The sequence below is a fragment of the Mesorhizobium sp. M0136 genome (assembly GCF_040322515.1).
GTDB lineage: Bacteria > Pseudomonadota > Alphaproteobacteria > Rhizobiales > Rhizobiaceae > Mesorhizobium.
Map to the genome: position 1 here is coordinate 1 of NZ_JAMYTP010000025.1, position 24064 is coordinate 24064.

The 24064-nt window shown below is 63.2% G+C and carries 18 protein-coding genes; 7 read left to right on the forward strand and 11 right to left on the reverse strand.

Annotation, left to right across the window (positions count from 1 at the left end; genetic code table 11):
* On the forward strand, positions 1 to 368 hold a 368-nt coding region (locus NKJ35_RS25210; RefSeq protein WP_352650043.1), incomplete at its 5' end, for an ABC transporter permease subunit.
* A 33-nt stretch (positions 369 to 401) separates the two neighbouring features.
* Positions 402 to 1403, forward strand: coding sequence for an Ldh family oxidoreductase (locus tag NKJ35_RS25215; protein WP_352650045.1), 1002 nt, complete (start codon positions 402 to 404; stop codon positions 1401 to 1403).
* Positions 1404 to 1460: 57 nt separating this feature from the next.
* Here the strand turns inward: NKJ35_RS25215 and NKJ35_RS25220 are convergent, their stop codons facing one another.
* The gene (locus NKJ35_RS25220) at positions 1461 to 1733 is read right to left on the reverse strand and encodes a hypothetical protein (protein WP_352650046.1); all 273 of its coding nucleotides are present in this window, start codon (positions 1731 to 1733) and stop codon (positions 1461 to 1463) included.
* A gap of 243 nt (positions 1734 to 1976) precedes the next feature.
* Here NKJ35_RS25220 and NKJ35_RS25225 point away from each other — a divergent pair, with 243 nt between their 5' ends.
* Entirely contained in the window at positions 1977 to 2951 is a 975-nt protein-coding gene (locus tag NKJ35_RS25225; protein WP_352650047.1) for a complex I NDUFA9 subunit family protein, read from the forward strand.
* Positions 2952 to 2972: 21 nt separating this feature from the next.
* Here NKJ35_RS25225 and NKJ35_RS25230 read toward each other — a convergent pair whose 3' ends face one another.
* Complete coding sequence (locus NKJ35_RS25230; protein ID WP_352650048.1) at positions 2973 to 4346, reverse strand: cytochrome P450; 1374 nt, start codon at positions 4344 to 4346, stop codon at positions 2973 to 2975.
* Between the two features lie 184 nt (positions 4347 to 4530).
* Here NKJ35_RS25230 and NKJ35_RS25235 point away from each other — a divergent pair, with 184 nt between their 5' ends.
* The 4 genes from NKJ35_RS25235 to NKJ35_RS25250 all read left to right on the forward strand — a co-directional run bounded on the left by NKJ35_RS25235 (position 4531) and on the right by NKJ35_RS25250 (position 11607).
* Positions 4531 to 5100 carry an NADPH-dependent FMN reductase gene (locus tag NKJ35_RS25235; protein WP_352650050.1) on the forward strand — a complete coding sequence of 190 codons (570 nt, stop codon included), beginning with the start codon at positions 4531 to 4533 and terminating at the stop codon, positions 5098 to 5100.
* 58 nt (positions 5101 to 5158) lie between these two features.
* On the forward strand, positions 5159 to 7825 hold the full coding sequence (locus NKJ35_RS25240) for a caspase family protein (RefSeq protein WP_352650051.1): 2667 nt from the start codon (positions 5159 to 5161) through the stop codon (positions 7823 to 7825).
* A gap of 146 nt (positions 7826 to 7971) precedes the next feature.
* A complete protein-coding gene (gene gyrB / locus NKJ35_RS25245; protein ID WP_352650053.1) occupies positions 7972 to 10443 on the forward strand; it encodes a DNA topoisomerase (ATP-hydrolyzing) subunit B in 2472 nt (823 codons plus the stop codon).
* A gap of 246 nt (positions 10444 to 10689) precedes the next feature.
* Positions 10690 to 11607: a hypothetical protein gene (locus tag NKJ35_RS25250; protein ID WP_352650055.1), complete on the forward strand. Its 918-nt coding sequence runs from the start codon at positions 10690 to 10692 to the stop codon at positions 11605 to 11607.
* 94 nt (positions 11608 to 11701) lie between these two features.
* On the opposite strand, the gene NKJ35_RS25255 is transcribed toward NKJ35_RS25250, so the two are convergent.
* From NKJ35_RS25255 to NKJ35_RS25295, 9 genes are all read right to left on the reverse strand, one after another.
* Positions 11702 to 13222 carry a hypothetical protein gene (locus NKJ35_RS25255; protein ID WP_352650057.1) on the reverse strand — a complete coding sequence of 507 codons (1521 nt, stop codon included), beginning with the start codon at positions 13220 to 13222 and terminating at the stop codon, positions 11702 to 11704.
* A gap of 92 nt (positions 13223 to 13314) precedes the next feature.
* Positions 13315 to 14712 carry an NAD(P)(+) transhydrogenase (Re/Si-specific) subunit beta gene (locus NKJ35_RS25260; RefSeq protein WP_352650058.1) on the reverse strand — a complete coding sequence of 466 codons (1398 nt, stop codon included), beginning with the start codon at positions 14710 to 14712 and terminating at the stop codon, positions 13315 to 13317.
* 6 nt (positions 14713 to 14718) lie between these two features.
* Positions 14719 to 15141, reverse strand: coding sequence for an NAD(P) transhydrogenase subunit alpha part 2 (locus tag NKJ35_RS25265; RefSeq protein ID WP_302893582.1), 423 nt, complete (start codon positions 15139 to 15141; stop codon positions 14719 to 14721).
* Positions 15141 to 16415: a Re/Si-specific NAD(P)(+) transhydrogenase subunit alpha gene (locus NKJ35_RS25270; protein ID WP_352650059.1), complete on the reverse strand. Its 1275-nt coding sequence runs from the start codon at positions 16413 to 16415 to the stop codon at positions 15141 to 15143. Before NKJ35_RS25270 ends, NKJ35_RS25265 begins: the two co-directional genes overlap by 1 nt.
* Positions 16416 to 16496: 81 nt before the next feature.
* A complete protein-coding gene (locus tag NKJ35_RS25275; RefSeq protein ID WP_254816044.1) occupies positions 16497 to 16721 on the reverse strand; it encodes an aa3-type cytochrome c oxidase subunit IV in 225 nt (74 codons plus the stop codon).
* Between the two features lie 173 nt (positions 16722 to 16894).
* On the reverse strand, positions 16895 to 17044 hold the full coding sequence (locus NKJ35_RS25280) for a DUF3096 domain-containing protein (protein ID WP_013528205.1): 150 nt from the start codon (positions 17042 to 17044) through the stop codon (positions 16895 to 16897).
* A 119-nt stretch (positions 17045 to 17163) separates the two neighbouring features.
* Positions 17164 to 17943, reverse strand: coding sequence for an N-acyl amino acid synthase FeeM domain-containing protein (locus NKJ35_RS25285; protein ID WP_352650061.1), 780 nt, complete (start codon positions 17941 to 17943; stop codon positions 17164 to 17166).
* 150 nt (positions 17944 to 18093) lie between these two features.
* Positions 18094 to 20406 (reverse strand): putative bifunctional diguanylate cyclase/phosphodiesterase, encoded by a 2313-nt coding sequence (locus NKJ35_RS25290; RefSeq protein WP_352650062.1) that lies wholly within the window; start codon positions 20404 to 20406, stop codon positions 18094 to 18096.
* 152 nt (positions 20407 to 20558) lie between these two features.
* Positions 20559 to 24038, reverse strand: a complete 3480-nt coding sequence (locus NKJ35_RS25295; protein ID WP_352650064.1) for an indolepyruvate ferredoxin oxidoreductase family protein — start codon at positions 24036 to 24038, stop codon at positions 20559 to 20561.
* Positions 24039 to 24064: the final 26 nt, after the last annotated feature.

Sequence of the window (24064 nt, forward strand, 5' to 3'; positions counted from 1 at the left end):
CGTATGCCGGCTATGAAGGCGAAGTGATGCGTGGCGCCTTCGCCGGGGTACCGCATGGCCAACTCGAAGCGGCCCGCGCTTTCGGCATGAGCCGTTGGAAAATCTTCAGGCGCATATGGCTCCCGCAGGCGATCAGCCGGGCACTGCCGACGCTGGCGGGTGAAACCGTTCTCCAACTGAAAGCGACACCGCTGGTGGCAACGATAACCATGGTAGACATCTATGCCGTAGCCTCGCGGGTGCGCCAGGATCTATTCGTCACCTACGAACCCTTGCTGCTTCTGGCGTTGGTCTATATGTCCATCACCGGTATCCTGGTGTTCGGTTTCCGCCGGCTCGAGGCGCGGATCCCGAGCAAGCTAGGCTAAGGCTGTTAAAGTCGCGAATTCAGGGCAGCTGCCATGCAACTCAGTCTCGACCAGGCGACAGGGCTGTGCCGGATGGCCGCACTTGGCGCCGGCGCCAACGAAGAGGCGGCGCAGTCGCTGGCTGCCTCGATCGTCGCGGCCGAGGCTGAAGGACTGTCGACCGTCGGACTGTCGCACTTCATCGATTATCTCGAAGCACTGGAAGCTGGCCGTATCGACGGCAACGCCGATCCGGTGATCACCAGGCCGGCACTCGCGGTCTATCTTTCCGATGCGCGCGGCGGCTTAGCGCATACCGGTTTCGACCGCACGATCGATGACCTCGCCAAGGCGGCGCGGCTGTTCGGCGTCGCCATCTTTTCGCAGAAGAATGCTTATACCTGCGGCGCGCTCGGCTATTTCACCGGACGGCTGGCCGCGCAGGGATTGGTATCGTTCGCCGCCACCAACGGCCCGGCCGTGCTTGCCGGCTCAGGCTCGATCAAGCCGGTCTACTGCACCAACCCGATGTCCTTTGCCGCACCCACCACGGACGGGGCGCCGCTGGTCATCGACCAGTCGTCGAGCGCCACCGCCTTCGTCAACATCCGCAAGGCAGCCGAGGACGGCAAGAAGATCCCCGAAGGCTGGGCGCTGGACGCCAGCGGCAATCCAACCACGGACCCGGCAGCCGCCATGAAAGGCGCCATGCTTGCCTTCGGCGGCCAGCGCGGCGCCAACATCGCGCTGATGGTCGAGGTGCTGGCTGCGGGCCTGTCGGGCGCCAACTGGTCGCTCGATGCGCCATGGTTCAGCGGCGGGCCGGACAGTCCGGGGACCGGCCTGTTCGTGCTCGCCGTCGAGCCCAAGCTGCTCGATCCGGACTTCGAGAAACGGATGAAGGACCAGCTCGACAGGTTGCGGCGGCGCTATGGCGTGCATGTGCCGGGGCGTGCCCGGGCAGAAGCGGCAGAGAAGGCGGCGGCGCGCGGCATAAGCGCGCCGAAAGCCGTGGTGCAACGCATTTCCGAATTCGCCGCGCGCTATTCGTCCTGAAGGAATTCATTTGTCGGATGAGCGGCTGAGGAGGCCGGCCGATCCGGGAGCGCGAGCCTACTTCCCGCAATGATGATCGTTGATGACGTTCACCGCATTCGCGTCCGGTCCTACCCTGTTGTAGGAGCAGGGTTCGGCGGCCGTCGTGAACAGGTGGTTGTCATAGTAGCGCGGGCCACCGAACAGAATGTCGATGATGTCGCCGTTGGCGGGAACGTAGCGATCGGGTTGCGCTTGGTGGTGATGCCGGTTTGCCGCGAACGCCGAGGCACCAATGCTGCAGCCTGTTGCGAAAGCCAGAGCGAAGATCGCAACGCGTTTTGTCGTCATCGGCAATATCCTCCATTCGGAATCAAATCATACATCTAAAATCGCCTACCGAACAAAGGTTCCTGTTCCTAATGGAGTTGCCGTAAAGCCGGGGCCTCGACGGCGTTTCTGCCATTTCGAACGGATCCGGAAAATCATGCTTCAACAGTGCCGGGCGACCTATGGTCGCCCTTTGCCTTTGGCGCGAAACCGACTATGAAACGGCTTCAATCAAGCCATCTGGATAGCCCGCCGGAGCCAGCCATGACCGAAATCCTTCAGACCCCAAAGCTCGTCGTCGTTTTCGGCGGCTCCGGCTTTGTCGGTCGTCATGTCGTGCGGGCGCTGGCCAAGCGCGGCTACCGCATCCGGGTCGCCTGCCGCCGGCCCGATCTCGCCGGTCATTTGCAACCGCTTGGCAATGTCGGGCAGATCCAGCCGGTGCAGGCCAATGTCCGGGTGCGCTGGTCGGTCGACCGCGCCGTGCAAGGCGCCGACCATGTCGTCAATCTGGTGGCGATCGCGCATGAGGCCGGCCGGCAGAAATTTACTGCCGTCCACGAGTTCGGCGCGCGCGCTATTGCCGAAGCGGCGCGCGCCGTCGGCGCCGGCCTCACCCACATCTCGGCTCTGGGAGCGGACCTCCACGCGCAATCGGACCACGCGCGTACCAAGGCGCTCGGCGAAAAGGCCGTTCTTGAGACGGTCCAAGACGCCGTGATCTTGCGGCCATCGATCAATTTCGGGCCGGAGGACGGTTTCTTCAACCGCTTTGCCAACATGGCCCGCTTTTCCCCAGTGCTGCCGCTGATCGGCGGCGGGCAGACGAAATTCCAGCCGGTCTATGTCGGCGACGTCGCCGAGGCGGTGGCGCACTCGGTCGACGGCAAGGTCCAGGGCGGCCGGATCTATGAACTCGGCGGGCCGCAGGTGCTTACCTTTAAGGAATGCATGCAAGAGCTGCTCGTCATCATCGAACGCAAGCGGTTTTTGCTGCCCGTGCCATGGTGGCTGGCGAACCTCCAGGCATCAATTCTCGGGCTGCTGCCCAATCCATTGTTGACCAAGGACCAGGTCCTGCTGTTGCGCCAGCACAATGTCGTGTCGGATGCCGCCGTCAAGGACAACAGGACGCTCGCCGGCCTCGGTATCCAGCCGCGGTCGATCGGAACCATCCTGCCAAGCTATCTCTGGCGCTACCGCGCCGCCGGCCAGTTCCAGCGCAAGTCCGCCGCATAACACGAACGGACGTCCCGCTGCCTACGCCGCGCGCCTAGTGACCTGCATCGGCAGCCCGCCTTGCGGCTGCGTCGTTAGCTTCTGCACCGGCCAGGGTCGGGTTTGCGCGGTGGTATCGAAACGATAGCGCGAAAGCATGATCGCCAACGCGATGATTGCCTCCTGCATGGCAAAGCTGGCCCCGATGCAGACGCGAGGCCCGGCGCCGAACGGCAAATACTGGAAACGGTCGATCTTCTCGCGGTTTCCCGGATGGAAGCGTTCCGGCATGAAGGCGTCGGGCCTGTCCCACAGCTTGCGATGGCGGTGGACGACCCACGGCATCACCAGCACCGCGGCACGTCGCGGTATGTAGAGGCCGTTCCAGGTTTCGGGCTCGATCGGTTCGCGGTTGATCGATGGCGCCGGCGGATAGAGCCTGAGCGCCTCTTCGAAGGCGGCACGGGTGAGCGGCATGGCGTCGAGCCATTTCGTCGGGTCGGGCTCACGCGCCAGCACGGCATCGATCTCGTGCTCGATCTTTTCGCGCTCCCACGGCGCTTCGGCAAGGCAGTAGAGCGTCCAGCCGAGCGCCCTGGCCGTAGTCTCATGGCCGGCGCCGATGAAGGTGATGATGTTGTCCTCGACCTCGGCCCGGGTCAGCCCGCCCGGTCCCTCCGCCCTCAACAGCAGCGTGAGAAAATCCTGCGGCACCGTGTCCGGAGCACGCTTCAACCGCGCCTCGCGCATTTGCACCGTGTCGGTGACGATCTTGCGGAAGTAGGCCATGGTCTTGCGGCCGCGGATGCGGGTCAGACGCGGCAGCCAATCGGGTGCCCGCAAAAGGTCGAGTGGATCGACCCGACCCATGGTCTCGAACAGGCGGTCGATCTCCTTGGCAAAGCTGCCCGGCTCGCCTGAAATCTCACCGGAAAACAGCGTCTCGGCCAGGATGTCAAAGGTAAGCAGCGTCATGTCGTGAGCGATGTCGAACGTACCGCCGCCCTCGTAGCGCATGACGAACTCCCGCGTGCGCCTCAGCATCGGCTCGGCAAAACCGAAGATATGGCGCGGCGTGAACACTGGCGCCATCGCCTTGCGTGAACGCCTCCACACCTCGCCCTCGGCGGTCAGCAAGCCGTCGCGCAGGATCGGCCGCAGGATCAGCTGGCGAACCGTCGCCATCTTGTAGTTCTTGGCGTTATCGACGAGCACATGGCGGATGAGGCCGGGATCGTTGGCGATGACCAGCGGCCCACCGATACCGGTCACCGAAATCCAGGGCTCGTTATAGGTCGGCTCGCCCCACAGCTCGAGCGGATTGCGGTAGACGATGCGGATCATCTCCAGCGTCGAGGGCGGCGCGGTGCGCGGCTTCGGCGCCGGCGGGACGAAGGGGACGGGCTGACTGTCCATGGCTTGCTCCGCTGACACCTCAATGTAGTGGCGGGCAAGGCAGGCGTCCATGTGAGCGGACGACAAGGCGAAGCATCCGCTCTCTGGAATGTGACCAGGGCACCGGAAAGTGCCTGCTTGCTGTGTCCGGCTGCGTGTCTTAGGTGGCAGCACCACAGATGTCAGAAACCGGCGGGAGCCTGCCTTGAAGCACCAGTTGAACGTCATCATCGGCAGCACGCGGCCGGGCCGCGCCGGACCGGTTTTCGCAAAGTGGCTGGAGAGCTTTGCGCGCGAACACGGGAAATTCGAGCCGGTGCTCACCGATATCGCCGCCTTCAACCTGCCGGTGTTGGACGACCCGCATCATCCGAGACTCGGCAAATACGAAAACAGCCACACGAAAGCCTGGTCGAAAGCAATCGACGCCGCCGACGCATTCGTCTTCGTGGCGCCGGAGTACAATTATTTCACCGCTCCCGCGATCGTCAACGCGGTCGACTACCTGCTCAGGGAATGGCGATACAAGCCGGCCGCCATCCTCAGCTACGGCGGTGTCTCCGGCGGCTTACGAGCGGCGCAGGCGGTCAAACCGTTGCTGACCTCCGTCGGCGTCATGCCGATCCCGGAAGGCGTGGCGCTGCCAATGTACCAGAAGCTGCTCGACGAGACCGGCGCCTTCCTGCCCAGCGAGCAGGTGCTCGGCGGGGCCAGGACCATGCTGGACGAGTTGTTCCGCTGGAGCGAAGCGCTGAAGCCGATGCGGGTCGGCTGACAACGCGAACGGCCGAGCTTGCCGATGCCATAACTTGCTCATGCCATAAAGAGATGGAATGCTCCGGCAAACGACCGGGCCGGGGCGGTTCGATTTGCGTCTTCTGTTTGCCTTGCTGCTGATCCTCTCGACGGCCTCCGCTGCCATGGCGGAGCGGCGCGTTGCGCTGGTCATCGCCGAGAACGACTACCGGCTGATCCGGCCGCTCGCCAATCCCGTCAACGACGGCGAGGTGATCGAAACGGTGCTGAACAAGCTCGGCTTCGAGGTCTTCCTCGAAACCAACCGCGACCTGCGGCGCATGCGCCGGGCGCTCGACGATTTCCGCCAGGATGCCAAAGGCGCCGACGTGGTACTGGTGTTCTTTTCCGGCCATGGCGTCGAGATCGCCGGCGAGAATCGGCTCCTGCCGGTCGATGCAGACGCGTCGTCGCTCGATGCGCTGGAAAGGACCAGCCTGCCGCTGGAGGAGATCCGCACGACCGTCGCCGCCACCAGCAAGGTCGGGCTGATCGTGCTCGATGCCTGCCGCAGCGATCCGTTTGCGGCTGCGGGCGGCGAAGGCCGCGGCGCAACGGCGCTGGCAAAAGAGGTCGGCGTCAAGGTCCGGCCGGGTCTTGGCCGCGTCGGGCGGGCTGAAAACATTCTGTTTGCCTTCTCGGCGGCGCCCGGCGAGACGGCCGCGGATGGGACCGGCCAGAATTCGCCGTTCACTGCGGCGTTGACGAAATATCTCGGCACCGATGGACTCGAGATCCGCTCCGTGCTGACGCTTGTGCAGCAGGAGGTCTACGACCTCTCGCGCGGCAAGCAATTGCCCTATGTCGAGAGCGGCCTGCCGCAGCTGTTCTTTGCCACGACAGCCAAGGAGAAACTGCCCGAGCGCGAACGCTTGTTGCTCGCCATGGCCGAGGTGACGCCTCAGATGCGCGGCGAGGTGGAGAAGATCGCCAGCGACGCCGACATGCCGCTGGCACCGCTCTATGGCGCGTTGATCAGTTCCGATACCGGCCACCTCTCCGCTGACAGTCTGAACGCCAGGCTGCGTGAGGCAGCCGACGCCTTCGTCAAGGTGCGGAGCGAAATGCAGACGCTTGGATCAGACGATCTGCGGGTGGCAGCGTTGCGCCGGCAGGCCGAAGAGCAGCTTTCGCTGGGAGCGTTCGATGCGGCGCGCAAAAAGCTCGCCGAGGCAGCCGAGATCGATAATGTCTCGCGCAACGCTCTGAAGGCCAATTTCGTCAGCCGCACGCTCTCCGAGGCCGCAACGCGCTATCTGTCCGGCGGGGCGGCGCGGGCCGACCTCGACTACGCCACAGCCATCAAGGACTATGAATCCGTGCTCGCGCTTTATGGCGAAGCTGGACGGGTGGTGCTGTCGCTCGACGATGCCGACCGCTTGATCCGCACGCTTGACGAGCTGGGCAAACTCTATACCACGGTCGGCAATATCGATGCGGCCGGCCGCGCCTTCGAAGCACTGCAAGCCGATCTCGAACGGCGGTTGCACCATGAAACCGATCCCAACGTGAAGCGCGACTTCGCCGTCAGCCACGTCAAGCTCGGCAATGTGCGGATGGCGCAAGGCAATCTGCCGACAGCGCTGCAGAATTATGAGACCGCCAAGACCATTCTGCAGGGCCTGACCGAGGCAGAACCGGACAATCTGGAGTGGTTCGGCGACCTCGCTATGGCCGACGACAAGATCGGCAACGTACTGGCGACGCAAGGCGATCTGGCCGGCGCCGCAGAGGTCTACCAGGAAAGCCTGTCGATCAAGAAACAGCTCGCCGCCGGAGAGCCCGACCGTGCCGAACTGCAGCGCGACCTGACCATCACCTACGATGAGATCGGTCACCTTGCCCATGTCGCAGGCCAACTGGACAACGCACAGGCGGCCTATGAAGAGAGCCTGAAGGTGCGGCTGGCGCTGGCGGCGGACAAACCGGGAGACGCCGACCGGCAGCGTGACGTCTCGGTCAGCCACGATACGATAGGCGACCTGCTGCGCGAACGCGGCGACGCCGCCGGGGCGCTGGCGGCTTACGGGGAAGGCCTCGCGATCGTCAAGCAACTGGCGAAACGCGATCCGGACGACACCGAGCTGAAACGCGACCTGTCGGTCGGCAACGCCAAGATCGGCAATGCGCTGAGCGACCAGCAGAATTGGCCGGCGGCACTTTCGGCTTATCGTGAGGCACTTTCGCAGGCCAGCGCGCTCGCCGTCGGCGACCCGAACAACACCGAATGGCAGCGCGACCTGTCCGTCTGCCTCGAGAAGGTCGCCGGCGTCCTGGCGATACAGGGCGACCACAAAGGCGCGCTGAAAGCCTATCTGGACAGCTACGCGATTGCGCAGCGGCTGGCCAGGCTCGATCCCGCCAATTCCGACTGGCAGCGTGACTTGTCGATAACGCTGTCCGAAGTCGCCACCCTGCGCCTAAAGCAGCGCGACGTCAGCGGAGCCCGGCAAGCCTATCAGGACAGCCTGGCCATTCGCGAGAAACTTGCCCGGTCCGATCCGGACAACGCCACCTGGCAGCGCGACCTGGTGGTCGCCTATATCGACTACGCGCAAGTCGCTAAGGATCCGAAAGCCGTGCTTTCCAAGGCGCTCGACATGACGCTCGAGCTCGACCGAAGCGGACGGTTGGCGCCGCGATACAAATTCATGATCAAGTTCCTGCGTGAGCGGCTGGCCAGGATCGAAGCCAAGCGCCAGTAGCCGGCCGACGCGACCGTCATTCCGTCCGGAAATGCCTGCAAACCTTGGAAAAACCGCCTTTTGCGCCTATATCTACGACATTAGAAATGCGCGATTCGAAGCCGATTTTTCGCGCTCTGCACACGGCATCAATCAGACAGGTTTTCATGAGCGAACAGACCGACATCGCCAACGGCGTTGAAGCCGAATACGGCGCCGATTCCATCAAGGTTTTGAAGGGCTTGGATGCCGTTCGCAAGCGGCCGGGCATGTATATTGGCGATACCGACGACGGCTCGGGCCTGCACCACATGGTCTATGAAGTCGTCGACAACGCCATCGACGAAGCCCTGGCCGGCCATGCCGACCTGGTGACGGTGACGCTCAATCCGGACGGATCGGTGACGGTCATCGACAATGGCCGCGGCATTCCGACCGATATCCACACCGGCGAAGGCATTTCGGCGGCCGAAGTGATCATGACGCAGCTGCATGCAGGCGGCAAATTCGACCAGAACTCCTACAAGGTGTCGGGCGGCCTGCACGGTGTCGGCGTGTCGGTCGTCAACGCACTGTCGGCCTGGCTGAAACTGAAGATCCGCCGCAACGGCCAGATCTACGAGATGAGCTTCACGCATGGCAATGCCGACGCGCCGCTGCGCGTCACCGGCAGTTATGAACAAGACAAGGTCCCCGGCACCTATGAAGGCCGCAGCGGCAGCGAAATCACGTTTTTGCCGTCGTCCGAAACCTTCACCATGGTCGAATTCGACTACGGTACGCTGGAGCATCGGCTGCGCGAACTCGCCTTCCTGAACTCCGGTGTGCGCATCGTTTTGACCGATGCCCGCCATGCCGACATCGTGCGCCATGAATTGCACTACGATGGCGGCCTCGAAGAGTTCGTCCGATATCTCGACCGGACGAAAAAGCCGTTGCTCGACAAGCCGATATCGATCCGCGCCGAGCGCGACGGCATCACGGTCGAAGTCGCCATGTGGTGGAACGACAGCTACCACGAGAACGTGCTGGCCTTCACCAATAACATCCCGCAACGCGACGGCGGCACGCATCTGGCAGGCTTTCGCGGTGCGCTGACACGCCAGATAACCGGCTATGGCGACTCTTCGGGCCTGACCAAGAAGGAAAAGGTGGCGCTGATCGGCGACGATTGCCGTGAAGGGCTGACGGCGGTGCTGTCAGTCAAGGTTCCCGACCCGAAATTCTCCTCGCAGACCAAGGACAAGCTGGTGTCGTCCGAGGTCCGTCCGGTGGTCGAAGGGCTGGTCAACGAAGCGCTCGGCACCTGGCTGGAGGAGCACCCGACCGAGGGCAAGGCGGTCATCGAGAAGGTCATCCAGGCCGCTGCCGCGCGTGAAGCCGCGCGCAAGGCACGCGACATCACCCGCAAGAGTTCGCTCGGCGTCACCTCGTTGCCCGGCAAGCTGGCCGATTGCCAGGAGCGCGATCCGGCAAAATCCGAGATCTTCATCGTCGAGGGCGACAGCGCCGGCGGGTCGGCCAAGGGCGGCCGTTCGCGCCAGAACCAGGCCATTCTTCCGCTGCGCGGCAAGATCCTCAATGTCGAGCGCGCGCGCTTCGACCGCATGCTCGGCTCCGACATGATCGGCACGCTGATCACTGCGCTCGGCACCTCGATCGGCAAGGACGAGTTCAATGCCGACAAGCTGCGCTACCACAAGATCATCCTGATGACCGACGCCGATGTCGACGGCGCCCACATCCGCACCTTGCTGCTGACCTTCTTCTTCCGCCAGATGCCGGAACTGATCGAACGTGGTCATCTCTACATCGCGCAGCCGCCGCTCTACAAGGTGACGCGCGGGAAGAGCTCGCAATACATCAAGGACGAAGCCGCCTTCGAGGAATTCCTGATCGGCTCCGGGCTGGAAGAAGCGTCGCTTGCGCTCAGCACGGGCGAGGTGCGGGCTGGGCAGGACCTGCGCAGTGCCATCGACGACGCCCTAGCTGTCCGCCAGCTCATCAACGGATTGCACACGCGCTATAACAGAGGCGTGGTCGAGCAGGCAGCGATTGCCGGCGCGCTCAACCCGGAGATTTTCACCGACCTCCGCCGCGCCAATGAGACGGCCGAGCGTGTTGCCCGCCGTCTCGACATTATCGCCGAGGATACCGAGCGCGGCTGGATCGGCCGCATGTCGACCTCGAACGAGGGCATTGGCGGCTATGTCTTCGAGCGAACGGTGCGCAGCGTCAAGGAGTTCGCACATCTCGACCTGGCGCTGATCAATTCCGCCGACGCACGCCAGCTCGACCGCTATGCGCCGCGTCTGGCGGAGATCTATGGCGAGCCGCCGGTGCTGCGCCGCAAGGATGTCTCGGAAACCATTTCGGGGCCGCTGGCACTGCTCAGTGCCGTGTTTGCCACCGGCCGCAAGGGCCTGACCATGCAGCGCTACAAGGGCCTTGGCGAAATGAACGCCGAGCAGCTCTGGGAAACGACGCTTGACCCGAATGTGCGCTCGCTCTTGCAGGTCAAGGTCAATGACGCAACGGATGCGGACAGCTTGTTTTCGCGGCTGATGGGCGACGAGGTCGAGCCCAGGCGCGAATTCATCCAGGAAAACGCGCTGTCGGTCGCCAATCTGGACATCTGAGCCACGATCTCAGATACCCAGCCAGAAGGCAATGAAGTGCATTGGTGCGCCTTGGCGCACCGATGCCGATTGTTGCAAGCAACAGAGATCACCAGGACCGCCGGAACGGAAAGGCTTTCAAGGCATTGTAGTTGATCACAATCGCCGCAGGAGGCATCCATGGGACGTGGCATTTTGCTCTGGCTTCTCGGAGTCCCGATTCCGATCATTATTCTGATCATGCTGTTTGCAAGATAGGGGGCTTCGATGCCGTCCACCCTAACGACTGCCGACGTTTCCGCACCGACGGAATCCGCTACCCCCGCTGTCAGCTGGGGGCCAATCGTCGCCGGCGCCTTTGCTGCGTCGACGCTTACCTTCATCTTGATGCTGCTCGGCTCCGGGCTTGGGCTGAGCATGGTGTCGCCATGGTCCGGCTCGGGTGCGTCAGTCACCACTTTCGCAGTTTCCACTGCCGTCTGGCTGATCGTCGTGCAGTGGCTGTCGTCGGCCCTGGGCGGCTACCTCGCCGGACGCCTGCGCACCAAATGGGTCGGCATCCACACCGATGAAGTCTTCTTCCGCGATACCGCTCACGGTTTCCTGGCTTGGGCGCTGGCGACGCTGCTGGTCGCCGGCGTGCTCGGCACGGCGCTTTCGGCCGCGATAGGTAGCGGTGTACAGGCTGCTTCGACTGTGGCATCGGGCGCGGCAATGGGCGCTTCGGCAGGTGCTGCTGCAAACGCTGGTGGCGCCTCGACTAACGACGCGACATCGTATTTCGTCGATACGCTGTTCCGCCCGGCCGATCCGGCAAGGCTCGCTGCCGCCAATCCGGAGAGCGACGCCGCGGCAACGGCGCAGGCATCGCGCATTCTGATCGCGAGTGCCGCAGCAGGCGAAATATCGGCCGACGACAAGACCTATCTGTCGCGGCTCGTGGCCGCCCGCACAGGCCTGTCCGAAGCGGATGCCACCGCTCGCGTCGATGCAGTAATCGCCAGAGCGCAGGAGGCCAAGGTCAAGGCCCAGCAGGCGGCCGACACCGCCAGAAAGGCAGGCGCCACCTTCTCGCTGATTGGCGCGCTGTCGCTGGTCATCGGGGCCTTCATTGCCAGCGCGGCCGCAGCACTTGGCGGCAGGCAGCGCGACGACGAGGAAGCGATTTTCCTGACCAATCGTTGATCGGTGACTAGGCGAACTCGGTCCGCTTCGGGAAGATTACGCCCGAAGGGGACCTTGCTTTGAAGTGCCGCCGCGGCATTGTCGTGCTCACCGCCTACAGCTCAGCTTCCAGTTTGCGGCCGAGATCGACCGCATCGCGCAGCACGGCAAGGTGCGAGCGCGGCCGTGCGCCGACCGGCGCATTGACTTCGACGCCGCTCGCCGTCAGCGACCAATAGAGCCTGTGCGTGAAGACGCGGCCAAGCGAGCCGCGCAGCTCGATCTGGATGTTTTCCACGCCGGGACCGAAGTTTTCCGTCATCCGCCCTGAGATCGGGTCGCCGGTCAGCCAGCCATTGCCCCTGTCGAAAATATTGGTCCAGCGCGTTGCGGCAAACACCGCGCCATGATGCACCGCCCGCTGCGGCTTGCCGGAATGGCTGCGCCCTTCCTGGTAGAGCATGGTCCCGCCCGCCGCCCTGTCGGCGATCGGCGGGCATGCCGAAAACAGGCGCTCGGCGATGCCGCGCCTGAATTCGGCGAGGTTGTAGGTCACCAGGAACTCGCTGTGGGTTAGCGGACTGCCGAGCGTGACGAAATCGCTGATCTTCCACGGCAGCGGATGATCGGCGTCGCCGACGCGAAGCTGCCGGTAGAGCTCCCATTGGCTGCGCCGGAATGCGGGGAGGTCATCGAGGCTGTCGGGCCAGGCGGAGGCATCGGCGGCCAGCGTCGCTTTGTCGACGGCGTGGATCGCCTTCAGCCGCGCTTTGTCGCGAATGGCTTCCAGCTTTCTAGGCCTGAAATCAGCCCACAAGATCTGCAACAGATCATAGGCGATGATCGACCCGAGGCTGTGCGAGACCAGCACGATGCGATCATAGGCATCGTCCATCATGAGACGCTTCAGCAGCTTGAGGCCACGCTCGCGGACCAGCGCCCGTTTCTCGACCGTTGCCGCTTCGGCCCGCACATAGGCGGCGACGTCGCCGAAATAAGGCAAGCCAAACTGGTCCACCGACCAGATGACGAACGACGCCAGAACCGTGACAAGCACACCGGTCGTCCAGGAGATGTAGCCTTGCCAGGTCGACGTTGCGAGCGCCAGCGCCGCGCCGAGGACGACGATGGTGGCCAAAAGCGTGACGACGTAGAGTTTGCGCACATCGCGCGGAATATCGACGGGCTTGCGCCAGAGCAGGGTCGTCACCCAGGCAGCAAGGCGGCTTCGGGTCGTGCCCTGGGTGATGTCGGCCCAGTAAAGCTCGTAGAAATCGGTGCGGCGGCCATCGACATCATAGGGCGTGGTGATCCGGCGGAGTTCGTGCGAATTGGTCCGGCTGTCGGGCGTGATCCAGCTCTGGTTGATCTTCGCACCCATCGGGTCGGCCGGATCGGCGACATGGGCATAGAACGGTGCACGGGCCGGATCGTGGCTCCATACGGCCTGGACAAACTCCCTCAACGTGTCCATGGGCCGCTGCTCGCCCATGCCGTGCACGACCACTACCGCCTGGCTGCGCTTGCGTGGCGCCTTCTCTGCTGCGGTCAGATCGGCGGCCGGCGATGCAGCAGAACCAGGGTCGGGCACCAGCACCTCCACGATGACGCCGTTTGCAAGACGACGGGTCGGCATCGTAGCTTCAGAACCGGTAACAGCCAAGAAAAAGCCCGGCGCGGAGCCGAGCTGTATTCGACGATCGGCAGTGAATTGGCAACGAGGCCTTTTCAGTGATCCATGGCCTTGACGATCTCCTCGGTCATCTTCTTGGCGTCGCCGAGCAGCATCATGGTGCCGTCCTTGTAGAACAGCGTGTTGTCGATGCCGGCATAGCCGGAGCCAAGCGAGCGCTTGACGAACAGGCAAGTGCGCGCCTTGTCGACGTCGAGGATCGGCATGCCGTAGATCGGTGAGGACTTGTCGTCACGAGCCGAGGGATTGGTGACGTCGTTGGCGCCGATGACATAGGCGACGTCGGCCTGCGCGAACTCAGAGTTGATGTCCTCCAACTCGAACACTTCGTCATAAGGCACGTTGGCTTCGGCCAAGAGCACGTTCATGTGGCCGGGCATGCGGCCGGCGACGGGGTGGATGGCGTATTTGACGTCGACGCCGTTGGCCTTGAGCTTGTCGGCCATCTCGCGCAGCGCGTGCTGCGCCTGGGCGACGGCCATGCCGTAGCCCGGCACGATGATGACCTTTTGCGCATTCATCATCAGATAGGCGGCATCCTCGGCCGAGCCCTGCTTGACCGTGCGCTCGATGCCGTCGTTGGCAATGGCTGATGTCTCGCCGCCGAAGCCACCGAGGATGACCGAGATGAAGCTCCGGTTCATGCCTTTGCACATGATGTAGGACAGGATGGCGCCCGATGAACCGACCAGAGCGCCGGTGATGATCAGCGCCAGATTGCCGAGCGTGAAACCGAGTGCGGCGGCGGCCCAGCCGGAATAGGAATTCAGCATCGACACCACCACCGGCATATCGGCGCCGCCGATCGGGATGATGAGAAGGACGCCCAGCACCAGCGAGCCGGCAACGATCAGCCAGAACACCAGCTTGGATTCGGTGGTGACGAGCAGCACGATCAGCACGATCAGCGCAATGCCCAGGGCCGCGTTGATGAAGTGGCGGCCACCGATCATGATCGGCTTGCCCGACATGCGGCCGTCGAGCTTCAAGAAAGCGATGACCGAGCCGGTGAAAGTGATGGCGCCGATGGCAACGCCGAGGCTCATCTCGATCAGCGCCTGGGCATGAATATCGGCGACGGTGCCGATGCCGAAGCTTTCCGGTGCATAGATGGCGGCGGCCGCCACCATGACCGCAGCAAGACCGACCAGCGAGTGAAAGGCGGCGACCAGCTGCGGCATCGAGGTCATGGCGATGCGCCGTGCCGTGACCGCACCGACCGAGCCGCCGATCAGCAGCCCGAGCACGATCAGCGCGAAGCGGCCGGCGGAAGGGGTGGCCAGAGCCAGCGTCGTGGCGATGGCAATGCCCATGCCGACCATGCCGTACATGTTGCCCTGGCGGCTGGTGGTCGGATGCGACAGGCCGCGCAATGCCAGGATGAACAGGATGCCGGAGACCAGATAGAGGAAGGAAGCGAAGTTGGCGTTCATAGCGGCCTACTTTTCCTTCTTCTTGTACATAGCCAGCATGCGCTGGGTGACGAGGAAGCCGCCGAAGATGTTGACCGATACCAGCATCAGAGCAACGAAGCCGAAGCCGGTGGCGATGCCCGAGGCCGAGATGCCTACGGCCAGCAACGCGCCGACTACGATGACGGAGGAAATGGCGTTGGTGACGGCCATCAATGGCGTGTGCAGCGCCGGCGTCACCGACCAGACGACGTAGTAGCCGACGAAGATCGCCAGCACGAAGATGGCGAAGCGGAAGACGAAGGGATCGATGGCACCGCCGGACAGCGCGTGAGCGGCGTCACCCGCCGCTTCGGTGCCGGGCGCGGCGGCCAGGTTCTGAACCGCGAGCCGCACGGCAGCTGTCGCCTGGTCGAGCTGGTCGAGGGCTTTCTGCAGAGTCTGATCCATCACGCGATCCCTCCGGTGGTCTTGGGCTTCCTCGAAGCGGCTGGTCTCTTCGCAGCCGGCTTCGCCGAAGCCTCGGCAACCATCGTCCTCGCAGGAATGGCCGGTGGTTCGACATGTTGGCCCTTTGGTGGCTCCTGTTCAGCCCTGACGAACGCGGGATGCACGACCTTGCCGGCATCGGTCAGCATGGTTGCCTTGACCAGCTCGTCGTCGCGGTTGATGGCAAGCGTCTTCGTCGCCTTATCGACCAGCGTCTCAAGGAAGGCATAGAGGTTCCTGGCATAGAGAAGCGAGGCCGAGGCGGCGACGCGACCGGGAACGTTGAGATGGCCGACGATCTTTACCCCGTTGGCGGTGGTCACCACCTTCCCGGGCACGGCGCCCTCGACATTGCCGCCGCGCTCGACCGCGAGGTCGACGATCACGGAGCCGGGTTTCATCGAGGCGACCATCGCCGCCGAAACCAGCTTCGGCGCTGGCCGGCCGGGGATGAGCGCCGTGGTGATGACGATGTCCTGCTTGGCGATGTGCTCGGCGGTCAGCGCCGCCTGCTTGGCCTGGTACTCCTTCGACATTTCCTTGGCGTAGCCGCCAGCCGTCTCAGCCGCCTTGAACTCCTCGTCCTCGACGGCCAGGAATTTTGCGCCGAGCGAGGCGACCTGCTCCTTGGCGGCCGGGCGCACGTCGGTGGCGGTGACCACGGCGCCGAGGCGGCGCGCGGTGGCGATGGCCTGCAGACCGGCGACGCCGACGCCCATGACGAACGCCTTCGCAGCCGGCACCGTGCCAGCCGCCGTCATCATCATCGGCAGCGCCCGGTCATATTCGGCAGCCGCATCGATCACCGCCTGGTAGCCGGCGAGGTTGGCCTGGCTGGATAGAACGTCCATCGATTGCGCCCGGGTGATGCGCGGCATGAACTCCATGGAGAAGGCAGTAACACCGGCCCTGGCGAGGGCTGCGACGGCAGCATCGTTGCCGTAGGGATCCATGATCGCGATGACAGCGGCGCCGGACTTGTAGCCCTTCAGCTCGACGTCCATGGGGCGGCGCACCTTCAGCACCACGTCGGCCTTGGCAGCATCGCCGGCTTTGCCGATCGCGGCGCCCGCCTTGGCAAACTCCTCGTCGGGAATGCGCGACGCCGTGCCGGCGCCGGTTTCCACGATTACGTCGAAACCCAGCGCTGCCAGCCGCTTCACCGTATCGGGCGAGGCCGCGACGCGAGGCTCGTTTGCATCGAGCTCACGAGGGATGAAAACCGTCTGTCCCACCGCACGATCCTTTCGGCCGGAACCCTGTTACCGCAAGACACCGACCGTCCGCGGCGGCGCCTTCGACAAAGGTTGGAGGAGTTATCGGAGAATAAAAGCGCCGATGGCCAGGATCAGCACGAACAGGATAGTCGCCGAGAAGAAGCCGCCCACAAAGAAGCCGAACGCCATGGCAAGAAGCACGGCGGCGCAAAATAGCGACCCATATTTGGCCAGCATCACAAAGCCGGCATAGGTGCGGTCGTGCTCGGCATAGTCCATCTTCGCGCCCAGTTCGACAGGACCGGTCGGCGTGTGTTCAGCCATTGGAATACCCCTTCGAAGACATCTTTCAGGCACATAGCGAAAAGCCGCGTTAAGGGCAATGGCGCTATTGCCGCATCGCCGCAGCCAACAATCTCAAGCAAAACTTGAAATCGCTGCGCGGAGCGCGGCGATACCAATCACAATGAATGGCAGGTCCGCTATTGCCGATGTCGTCAGCCGGCGAGATGCGGGAACAGACCGAGCAGGCCGACAACGATCAGATAAAGGGCGACGATATAATTGAGCAGCCGCGGCATCACCAGGATCAGCACGCCTGCAATCAGCGAGATAAGCGGGGTAAGGGCGAGCGTGGAAATGGTCATATCGGTTCCTTTGATCGGATCGCTATCGAAGCGGTGCGTGATGGATGTCGGCCATGCCGACCTACCACCAGCACCTTTGCCCAGAACGCCAAAGCGATCGGAAGGCTCCATGGGCTCGTTCAGGCGGCTTCGCGAAAATACTTGGCGGTGGGCAGGATGGTCAGCGGCGCGAGTTCGCCGGCGCCGGGCTTATCGAACAACATGCGTTGCTCCATCGGCGTCGAACGGAAGAACGGAAAGCGCGATAGCGACCGCTCGCGGATGGCGCCGACGTCGGCGCGGTAGAGCACGACCTTGTTATAGACGCCAGGGTAGGCACGAGGCTCACTGATCTTCTCGGCATAGTAGATCCGCTTGTAGAAGCCGGCGTGATCTTCGCGAATGGTCGAAAGACAATAGGGCGCGTTGAAGTGAAAACATGCCATGCCGGCTAGCCGCAGCGTGAGATAAGGTATCTGCGGATAGACGCGCGACCATTCCGGGTCGGAGGCGAACCGACTGGGGCAGATGAAGCTCATGCCCTCCCCCAGCATCGGCATTACGATGTCACCAAAAGCCTTGGTGGAAGGCGACCTTGGCGTCGACAGCGTGACGTGATGAATACGCAGCGTGCTGACGAGTTCCTGGTCGATGTAGACACCGAACCGGAAGACGTTAGGCACCTCGTCGAGTTCGTCGTGAATGGTGTGGTTCTCGTTGTCGGGAACCATATCGTTGGAACGGTACGACTTGTAGCGTAGGCGATAGATGTCTTCGAGATCCTCGCCCTTGTCGCAACGGCGGTATTCCGTCCGCTCCAGCATCGCCGAAATATTCCTGGCGAAGCTGGACATGGTCTCGGACGCATCTTTCCCACCAGCGCCCGCCGCATGGCCGAGCGAACTCAACTGGGCACACATGAACTCTATTCCCCGCGATTACCGCCACCAGCCGACACTACGGACGGGTCAGGAGATGTAAAGCTGAAAATAAGCAGGAGGTCGTTTACCGTTCGTTAAGGTTAATAATTAATAGAATTATACTAAAATATGCAGTTTTTCAGCGTGAAGTCAGCGTCGCGTCGCCTTCCTTGCCGTCTTAATATCCTTGGCGAAAGGCCAAACCGTGCTCGACATGGTCTCGATGCCGGACGCGCTGAGCGCAGATCCGAACAGAAAGCCCTGGACCAGGTCCGGCTTGACCTGCAATGCCAGGATCTTGAGCTGTTCGAAGGTCTCGACACCTTCGACGGTGACTGAAAGTCCCAGCGGTCGCGACAGGTTGACGATGCCCTTGAGCAATTCGAGCGACCGGCTGTTCTGGGTGACGTCGATCAGGAACGAGCGATCGATCTTGATTTTGTCGAGTGGTAGTTTGTGGAGATAGCTGAGGCTCGAATAGCCGGTACCGAAATCGTCGAGCGCAATGCGCACGCCGAGCCGCTTCAACTCCTCGATATATTGGCGTGTCAGCGACTTGTCGTCGAGCAGCGCCGTCTCGGTGACCTCGATCTCGAGGCGGCCGGCCGGCAGACCGGAACCGGCAAGCGCCTCGCGAACCTTCTGGATGACGTCGCGGTTGCGAAAATCCTTGGCCGAGAGATTGACCGAGACGCTGGTCTGGGCCGGCCATTTGGCGCATTCCGTGCAGGCCGCATGCAGGACGAAGGTGCTGATGTCGGAAATAATCCCCATTTCCTCCGCCAGCGGAATAAAGATACCGGGGGAAATCGGCCCGAGATCGGGATGATCCCAGCGGCACAGCGCTTCGCAACTGGCGATACGCATCGTGCTCATCGCCACGATCGGCTGATAGACCACCCGCAATTCGTTGTTTTCCACGGCGCTGCGCAGGTCCGCCTTCATCAGCTGACGGCTGCGGAAGGCAGCATCCATCGAAGCCTCGAACAGCCGCCAACCGTTCTTGCCAAGCTCCTTGGCCTTGTAGAGTGCAAGGTCGGCCTTGACGATCATGGCGTCGACGTCGGTATCCTTGACCCGCGACAGCACCGCGCCGCCGCTGGCCTGGATGCGTAATCCGTGGCCGGCGACATCGACCTCGCCCTGCAGGTCGACGAAGATCTCGTCGATCTGGCCGGTGAGGTGGCTCTCATCCTCGATGCGCTCGAAGAAGATCATGAACTCGTCGCCGCCAAAGCGGCTGACGGTGATGCCTGGCCCGGCGACCGCGGCCAGCCGCTCAGCAACGGCGTAGATCAAACCGTCGCCGACCGGATGGCCGAGCGTATCATTGACGCTCTTGAAATCGTCGAGGTCAAGCACGGCAAGCCCGCAGAGACGGTCTGGATCGCCCGAGGCCATGGCTTCCACCACCAACTCATGGAAATAGGCGCGGTTGGGCAGACCGGTGAGACTGTCGTAACGCGCCATGAAGCGGATCTTGTCTTCCGCCTCGACGCGGGCGGTCACATCCTCGAAAGTGACGACGCCCAGTTCCTGGCTGCCCTCGCGCGCCGAAAATTCATAGTGCTGGCCGTTGGCGAGCGAGACCAGGACCTTTCGGTCGCGGCCCTCGCGCAACGCACGCGTCAGCTGGGCTTCGATGTAGCGGCAATCCTTCGGCGCCAGCATGCCGCCGGCAACCCCACGCATCAGCAGACCGTGGATAGAGCGGCCGAGCAGCGCATCGGCCGATTTGAGCGACATCAGGTTCGCGGCTTCGGCATTTGCCACCGCCACCCGGCCGTCGGGACCGAGCATGACAAGGCCATGCGACATGGTGTTGAGCGCACGGTTGAAACGTTGCGCAATGCGATTCGCCTTTTTTTCTTCCGAGACAGCGGCGAAAAGTACATCGCGGACAGTGTTGGCGAATTTGCGGATCGCAAACAGGAACGGCGCGGACAGGAGTCCGAGAAGGATGTGGTAAATGTCGCCACGCAGAAGGAACCCCAACGAGATTGGCCACGTCAAGGCAAGCGTCAGGATGGTGACCATGCGCGGGGAGCCATAGTTGCGCCCGGCAATCGAGGTGGCCGTGGCCAGCGTCAGGCAGACGGAGGCGATCTCAGCGAAATTGTCGCGCGCAAAATAGATGCCAAGCAGGCAGAACGCGCCAAGCGTGAGCCCGTGCAAGGACCCGTAGAGGATATAGTCGTTCTCGCGCTTGTGCGCCTCTTCCCAGGTCGTCGGCGGGGGCAAACTGTTGTATTTCCGGAAGTTTCTCATCCGGAAGATGCCTACAAGAACCATCATGATAGCGACAAGCAGATAAAGCGGGTCGCCGCTTTTCCACCAGACAAGGCCAATCAGGAAGCTCTGCGCGACAATGCCGATCGAAAGCGTCACGCCGTCGCGAAACAGCGTTTCCACGAACGGAATGTAAACGTCGACCGGAATCTCGTTTTTTCGTCTCAGATTCACGCCTGGATCCCAACCCTGGGGAACCCAGCAGTGTCACATTGGCCTTAAGAAAGGTTTAGAGCGGCGTTTCGAGCCCTGCCGGCATCCATTGGTGACGCCGCGGAAGCAGGGAAACTACAGTTCAGGTAAACAAGGGGTGTCAGAGCGCGGAATCATTCGGCGGCTTGAAGTTGCGGCCGCAGCGGCGCCCTCGAGAGGCGGTCGAGCAGGCGCTGGCGTTCGCCGGCGGCTTTTTCGGCACTGGCCTGCTTGACGTGGCCAAAGCCGCGGATGAGCGCCGGTACCGAAACAAGCGCGCCAGCGGCCTCGATCTTGCCCGGCGCCAGCGCGCCGGCGACAAGCTCCAGGTCGGCTTCATAGAGGGCAAGAAGCTGCCGCTCCATACGCCTCTCGGCGCTGTAGCCGAACAGGTCGAAAGCGGTGCCGCGCAGCCCCCTCATCGCCGCCAGCAGGCGGAACCCGTTCATCATCCACGGGCCAAAGCTCGATTTCTTCGGCTTCCCGTCACTGCCGCGCCTGCCCATGATCGGCGGTGCGAGATGGAATTCAAGCTTGCCATAGCTCTGGAACTGCTTTGCGAGCTCTGCGGCAAAGGAGCCGTCCGTATAAAGCCGCGCCACCTCGTATTCGTCCTTGATCGCCATCAGCTTGAACAGGTTCTTCGCGGCAGCTTCGGTCACCACGGTCGAGCCGGGCACAGCATCGGTTTCGGCCTTGCGCAGCGCCGCCAGTCTGTCGGCATAGCGCCTGCCATAGGCGGCGTTCTGATAGGCGGTCAGGAAGGCGACGCGGCGGGCAATGATGTCGTCCAGCGTCTCGGCAATGGCGGCAGGCTGCGTGGCCTTGCCCGGCTGGGCGAGAGGGCCGCGCACGAAATCCGGCTGGTGGGCAGCGCGGCGGCCCCAGCGAAATGCCGCGACATTCATCGCCACCGCCTCGCCGTTGAGTTCGATCGCCTTCTCGACCGCCTCCGCCGACAGCGGCAGGCCGCCATGCTGGAAGGCGAAGCCGAGCATGAACATGTTCGCGCCAAGCGAGCTGCCGAACAGCGCGGTGGCGGTGCGGGTGGCGTCGAAGAAATGCGTCTTGTCGTCGCCTGCGGCCGTTCTTATCGCTTTCTTCAGCCGCTCGACGGGCAGCGAGAAATCGGCCGAACGGGCGAACTCGCCCGGCATGATCTCGGCGGTGTTGGCGAGGAAGATGGTATGGCCTTCGCGCACCGCGGCCAGCACCTTCTTGGCACCCGAAACGACGAGATCGCAGCCAAGCACGAGGTCAGCCTTGCCGGCCGATACCCGAATGGCGTGGATGTCGTCCGGCGTGCGGGCGATGCGGACATGGGTGAACACGGAGCCGCCCTTCTGGGCGAGGCCGGCCATGTCGATCATGCCGCAGCCCTTGCCTTCCAGATGTGCGGCCATGCCTAGCACCGCGCCTATGGTGACGACGCCAGTGCCGCCGACACCGTCGATGATCGCCGCCCAGCCTTGTTCACCGAGCGCAAATTGCGCCGGCGCCGGCACACCCGCGAGCGGGTCGGCCGCGCCGGCTATGCCTTCGGCTTTCCTGATTTTGGCGCCGTGGACGGTGACGAAGGACGGGCAGAAACCGTTGACGCAAGAGAAGTCCTTGTTGCAGCTCGACTGGTCGATCTTGCGCTTGCGGCCGAATTCCGTCTCGACCGGCTGGATCGAGACGCAATTCGACTGCACGCCGCAATCGCCGCAGCCTTCGCAGACCAGCTCGTTGATGAAGATACGCTTGTCGGGATCGGGGAAGGTGCCGCGCTTGCGCCGACGACGCTTCTCGGCAGCGCAAGTCTGGTCGTAGAGCAGCACCGAGACGCCTTTGACCGAGCGCAACTCGCGCTGGATGAGATCGAGGTCGTCGCGGTGATGGATAGTGGCGCCGGCGGGAAATTCCACCTTGCCGGTATATTTGTCCGGCTCGTCGGTAACGATGGCGATGCGCTGGACGCCCTCGGCGCGCACCTGCCTGGCGATCATGTCCACCGTCAGGCCGCCTTCGTGCGGCTGCCCGCCGGTCATCGCGACGGCGTCATTGTAGAGGATCTTGTAGGTGATGTTGGCGTCGGTCGACAGCGCGAAGCGGATCGCCAGCACGCCCGAGTGGTTGTAGGTGCCATCGCCCAGATTCTGGAAGATGTGCTCGCGCTTCGAGAACGGCGCCTGGCCGACCCACTGCGCGCCCTCGCCGCCCATGGCAGTGAAGCCTACCGTATTGCGGTCCATCCATAACGCCATGAAATGACAGCCGATTCCGGCGGCGGCGAGCGAGCCGTCCGGCACCTTGGTCGAGGAATTGTGTGGGCAGCCGGAGCAGAAGAACGGCGTACGCGAGGCGATGTCTGACGTGTCGGCCAGCATCGCCTGGAACTGGCGCAACTTCGCCACCCGCGCGGCGATTTCTTCCGACGGGCCGATCGTTCGCAAAATCCTCTCGCCGAGCGCAATGGCAATGTCGTTGGAGTCGAGCGCGCCCTTGGCCGGGAACAGCCAGTCGCCGCGCTCGTCCTTCTTGCCGACGATGACCGGCTGCGTGGCGGTGCCGTAAAGGTTCTCGCGCAGTTGCACCTCGATCAGCGACCTTTTCTCCTCGACGACGACGATGGTATCGAGGCCGCGAGCAAAGTCGGCGACGTGCTGCAGGTCGAGCGGCCACGGGCAGCCGACCTTGAACAGCCTGATGCCGATACGATTGGCGGCCGCTTCGTCGATGCCGATATCCTCCAGCGCCTGGCGAACGTCGAGATAACTCTTGCCGATGGTGACGATGCCAAGCCTGGCGCTGCTGCCGCCCGAATAGACGATCCGGTTCAGCCCATTGGCGTGGATGAAGGCGGAAGCTGCGGCGCGCTTGTATTCATGCAACCGCTCCTCCTGGCCGAGCATGTCGATCTCGTTACGGATGTTGAGGCCGCCGGGCGGCATGTCGAAGTCCGGGACGACGATATCTAGCCGGTCGAGCGCGGCATCGACCGAGGCCGTCGATTCGATGTTGTCCTTGACGCATTTGATCGCCGCCCAGGTGCCGGCAAAACGCGACATGGCAAAGCCGTAGAGGCCGTAGTCGATGATCTCCTGGACGCCGGCCGGATTGAGGATCGGCACCATGGTGTCGACGAACAGGAACTCGGTGGCATGCGCGTTGGTCGAGGACTCGGCCATGTGGTCGTCACCCATCAGGGCTAACACGCCGCCATGTTTCGACGACCCGGCGAGATTGGCGTGGCGGAACACGTCGCCGGAGCGGTCGACGCCCGGACCCTTGCCGTACCAGACCGAAAAAACGCCGTCATGGGTACCCTCGCCCAGCAATTCCGCCTGCTGCGAGCCCCAGCACGCGGTGGCGGCGAGCTCCTCATTGAGACCGGGCTGGAAGACGATGTCCGACTGCGCGAGCTGGTTTCTGGCCTTCCACAGCTGCATGTCGAGGCCGCCGAGCGGCGAGCCACGATAGCCGGAGACGAAACCGGCGGTGTTCAGGCCAGCCCGGCGGTCGCGCTCGCGCTGCATCAGAAGCATGCGGATGACTGCCTGGGCACCCGACAGGAAGATGCGCTCCTTTGCCAGGTCGAACTTGTCGTCGAGCGCGACGTTGTGCAGCGTCATCAGGCGTTTCCTGTGCGGAGACCGTG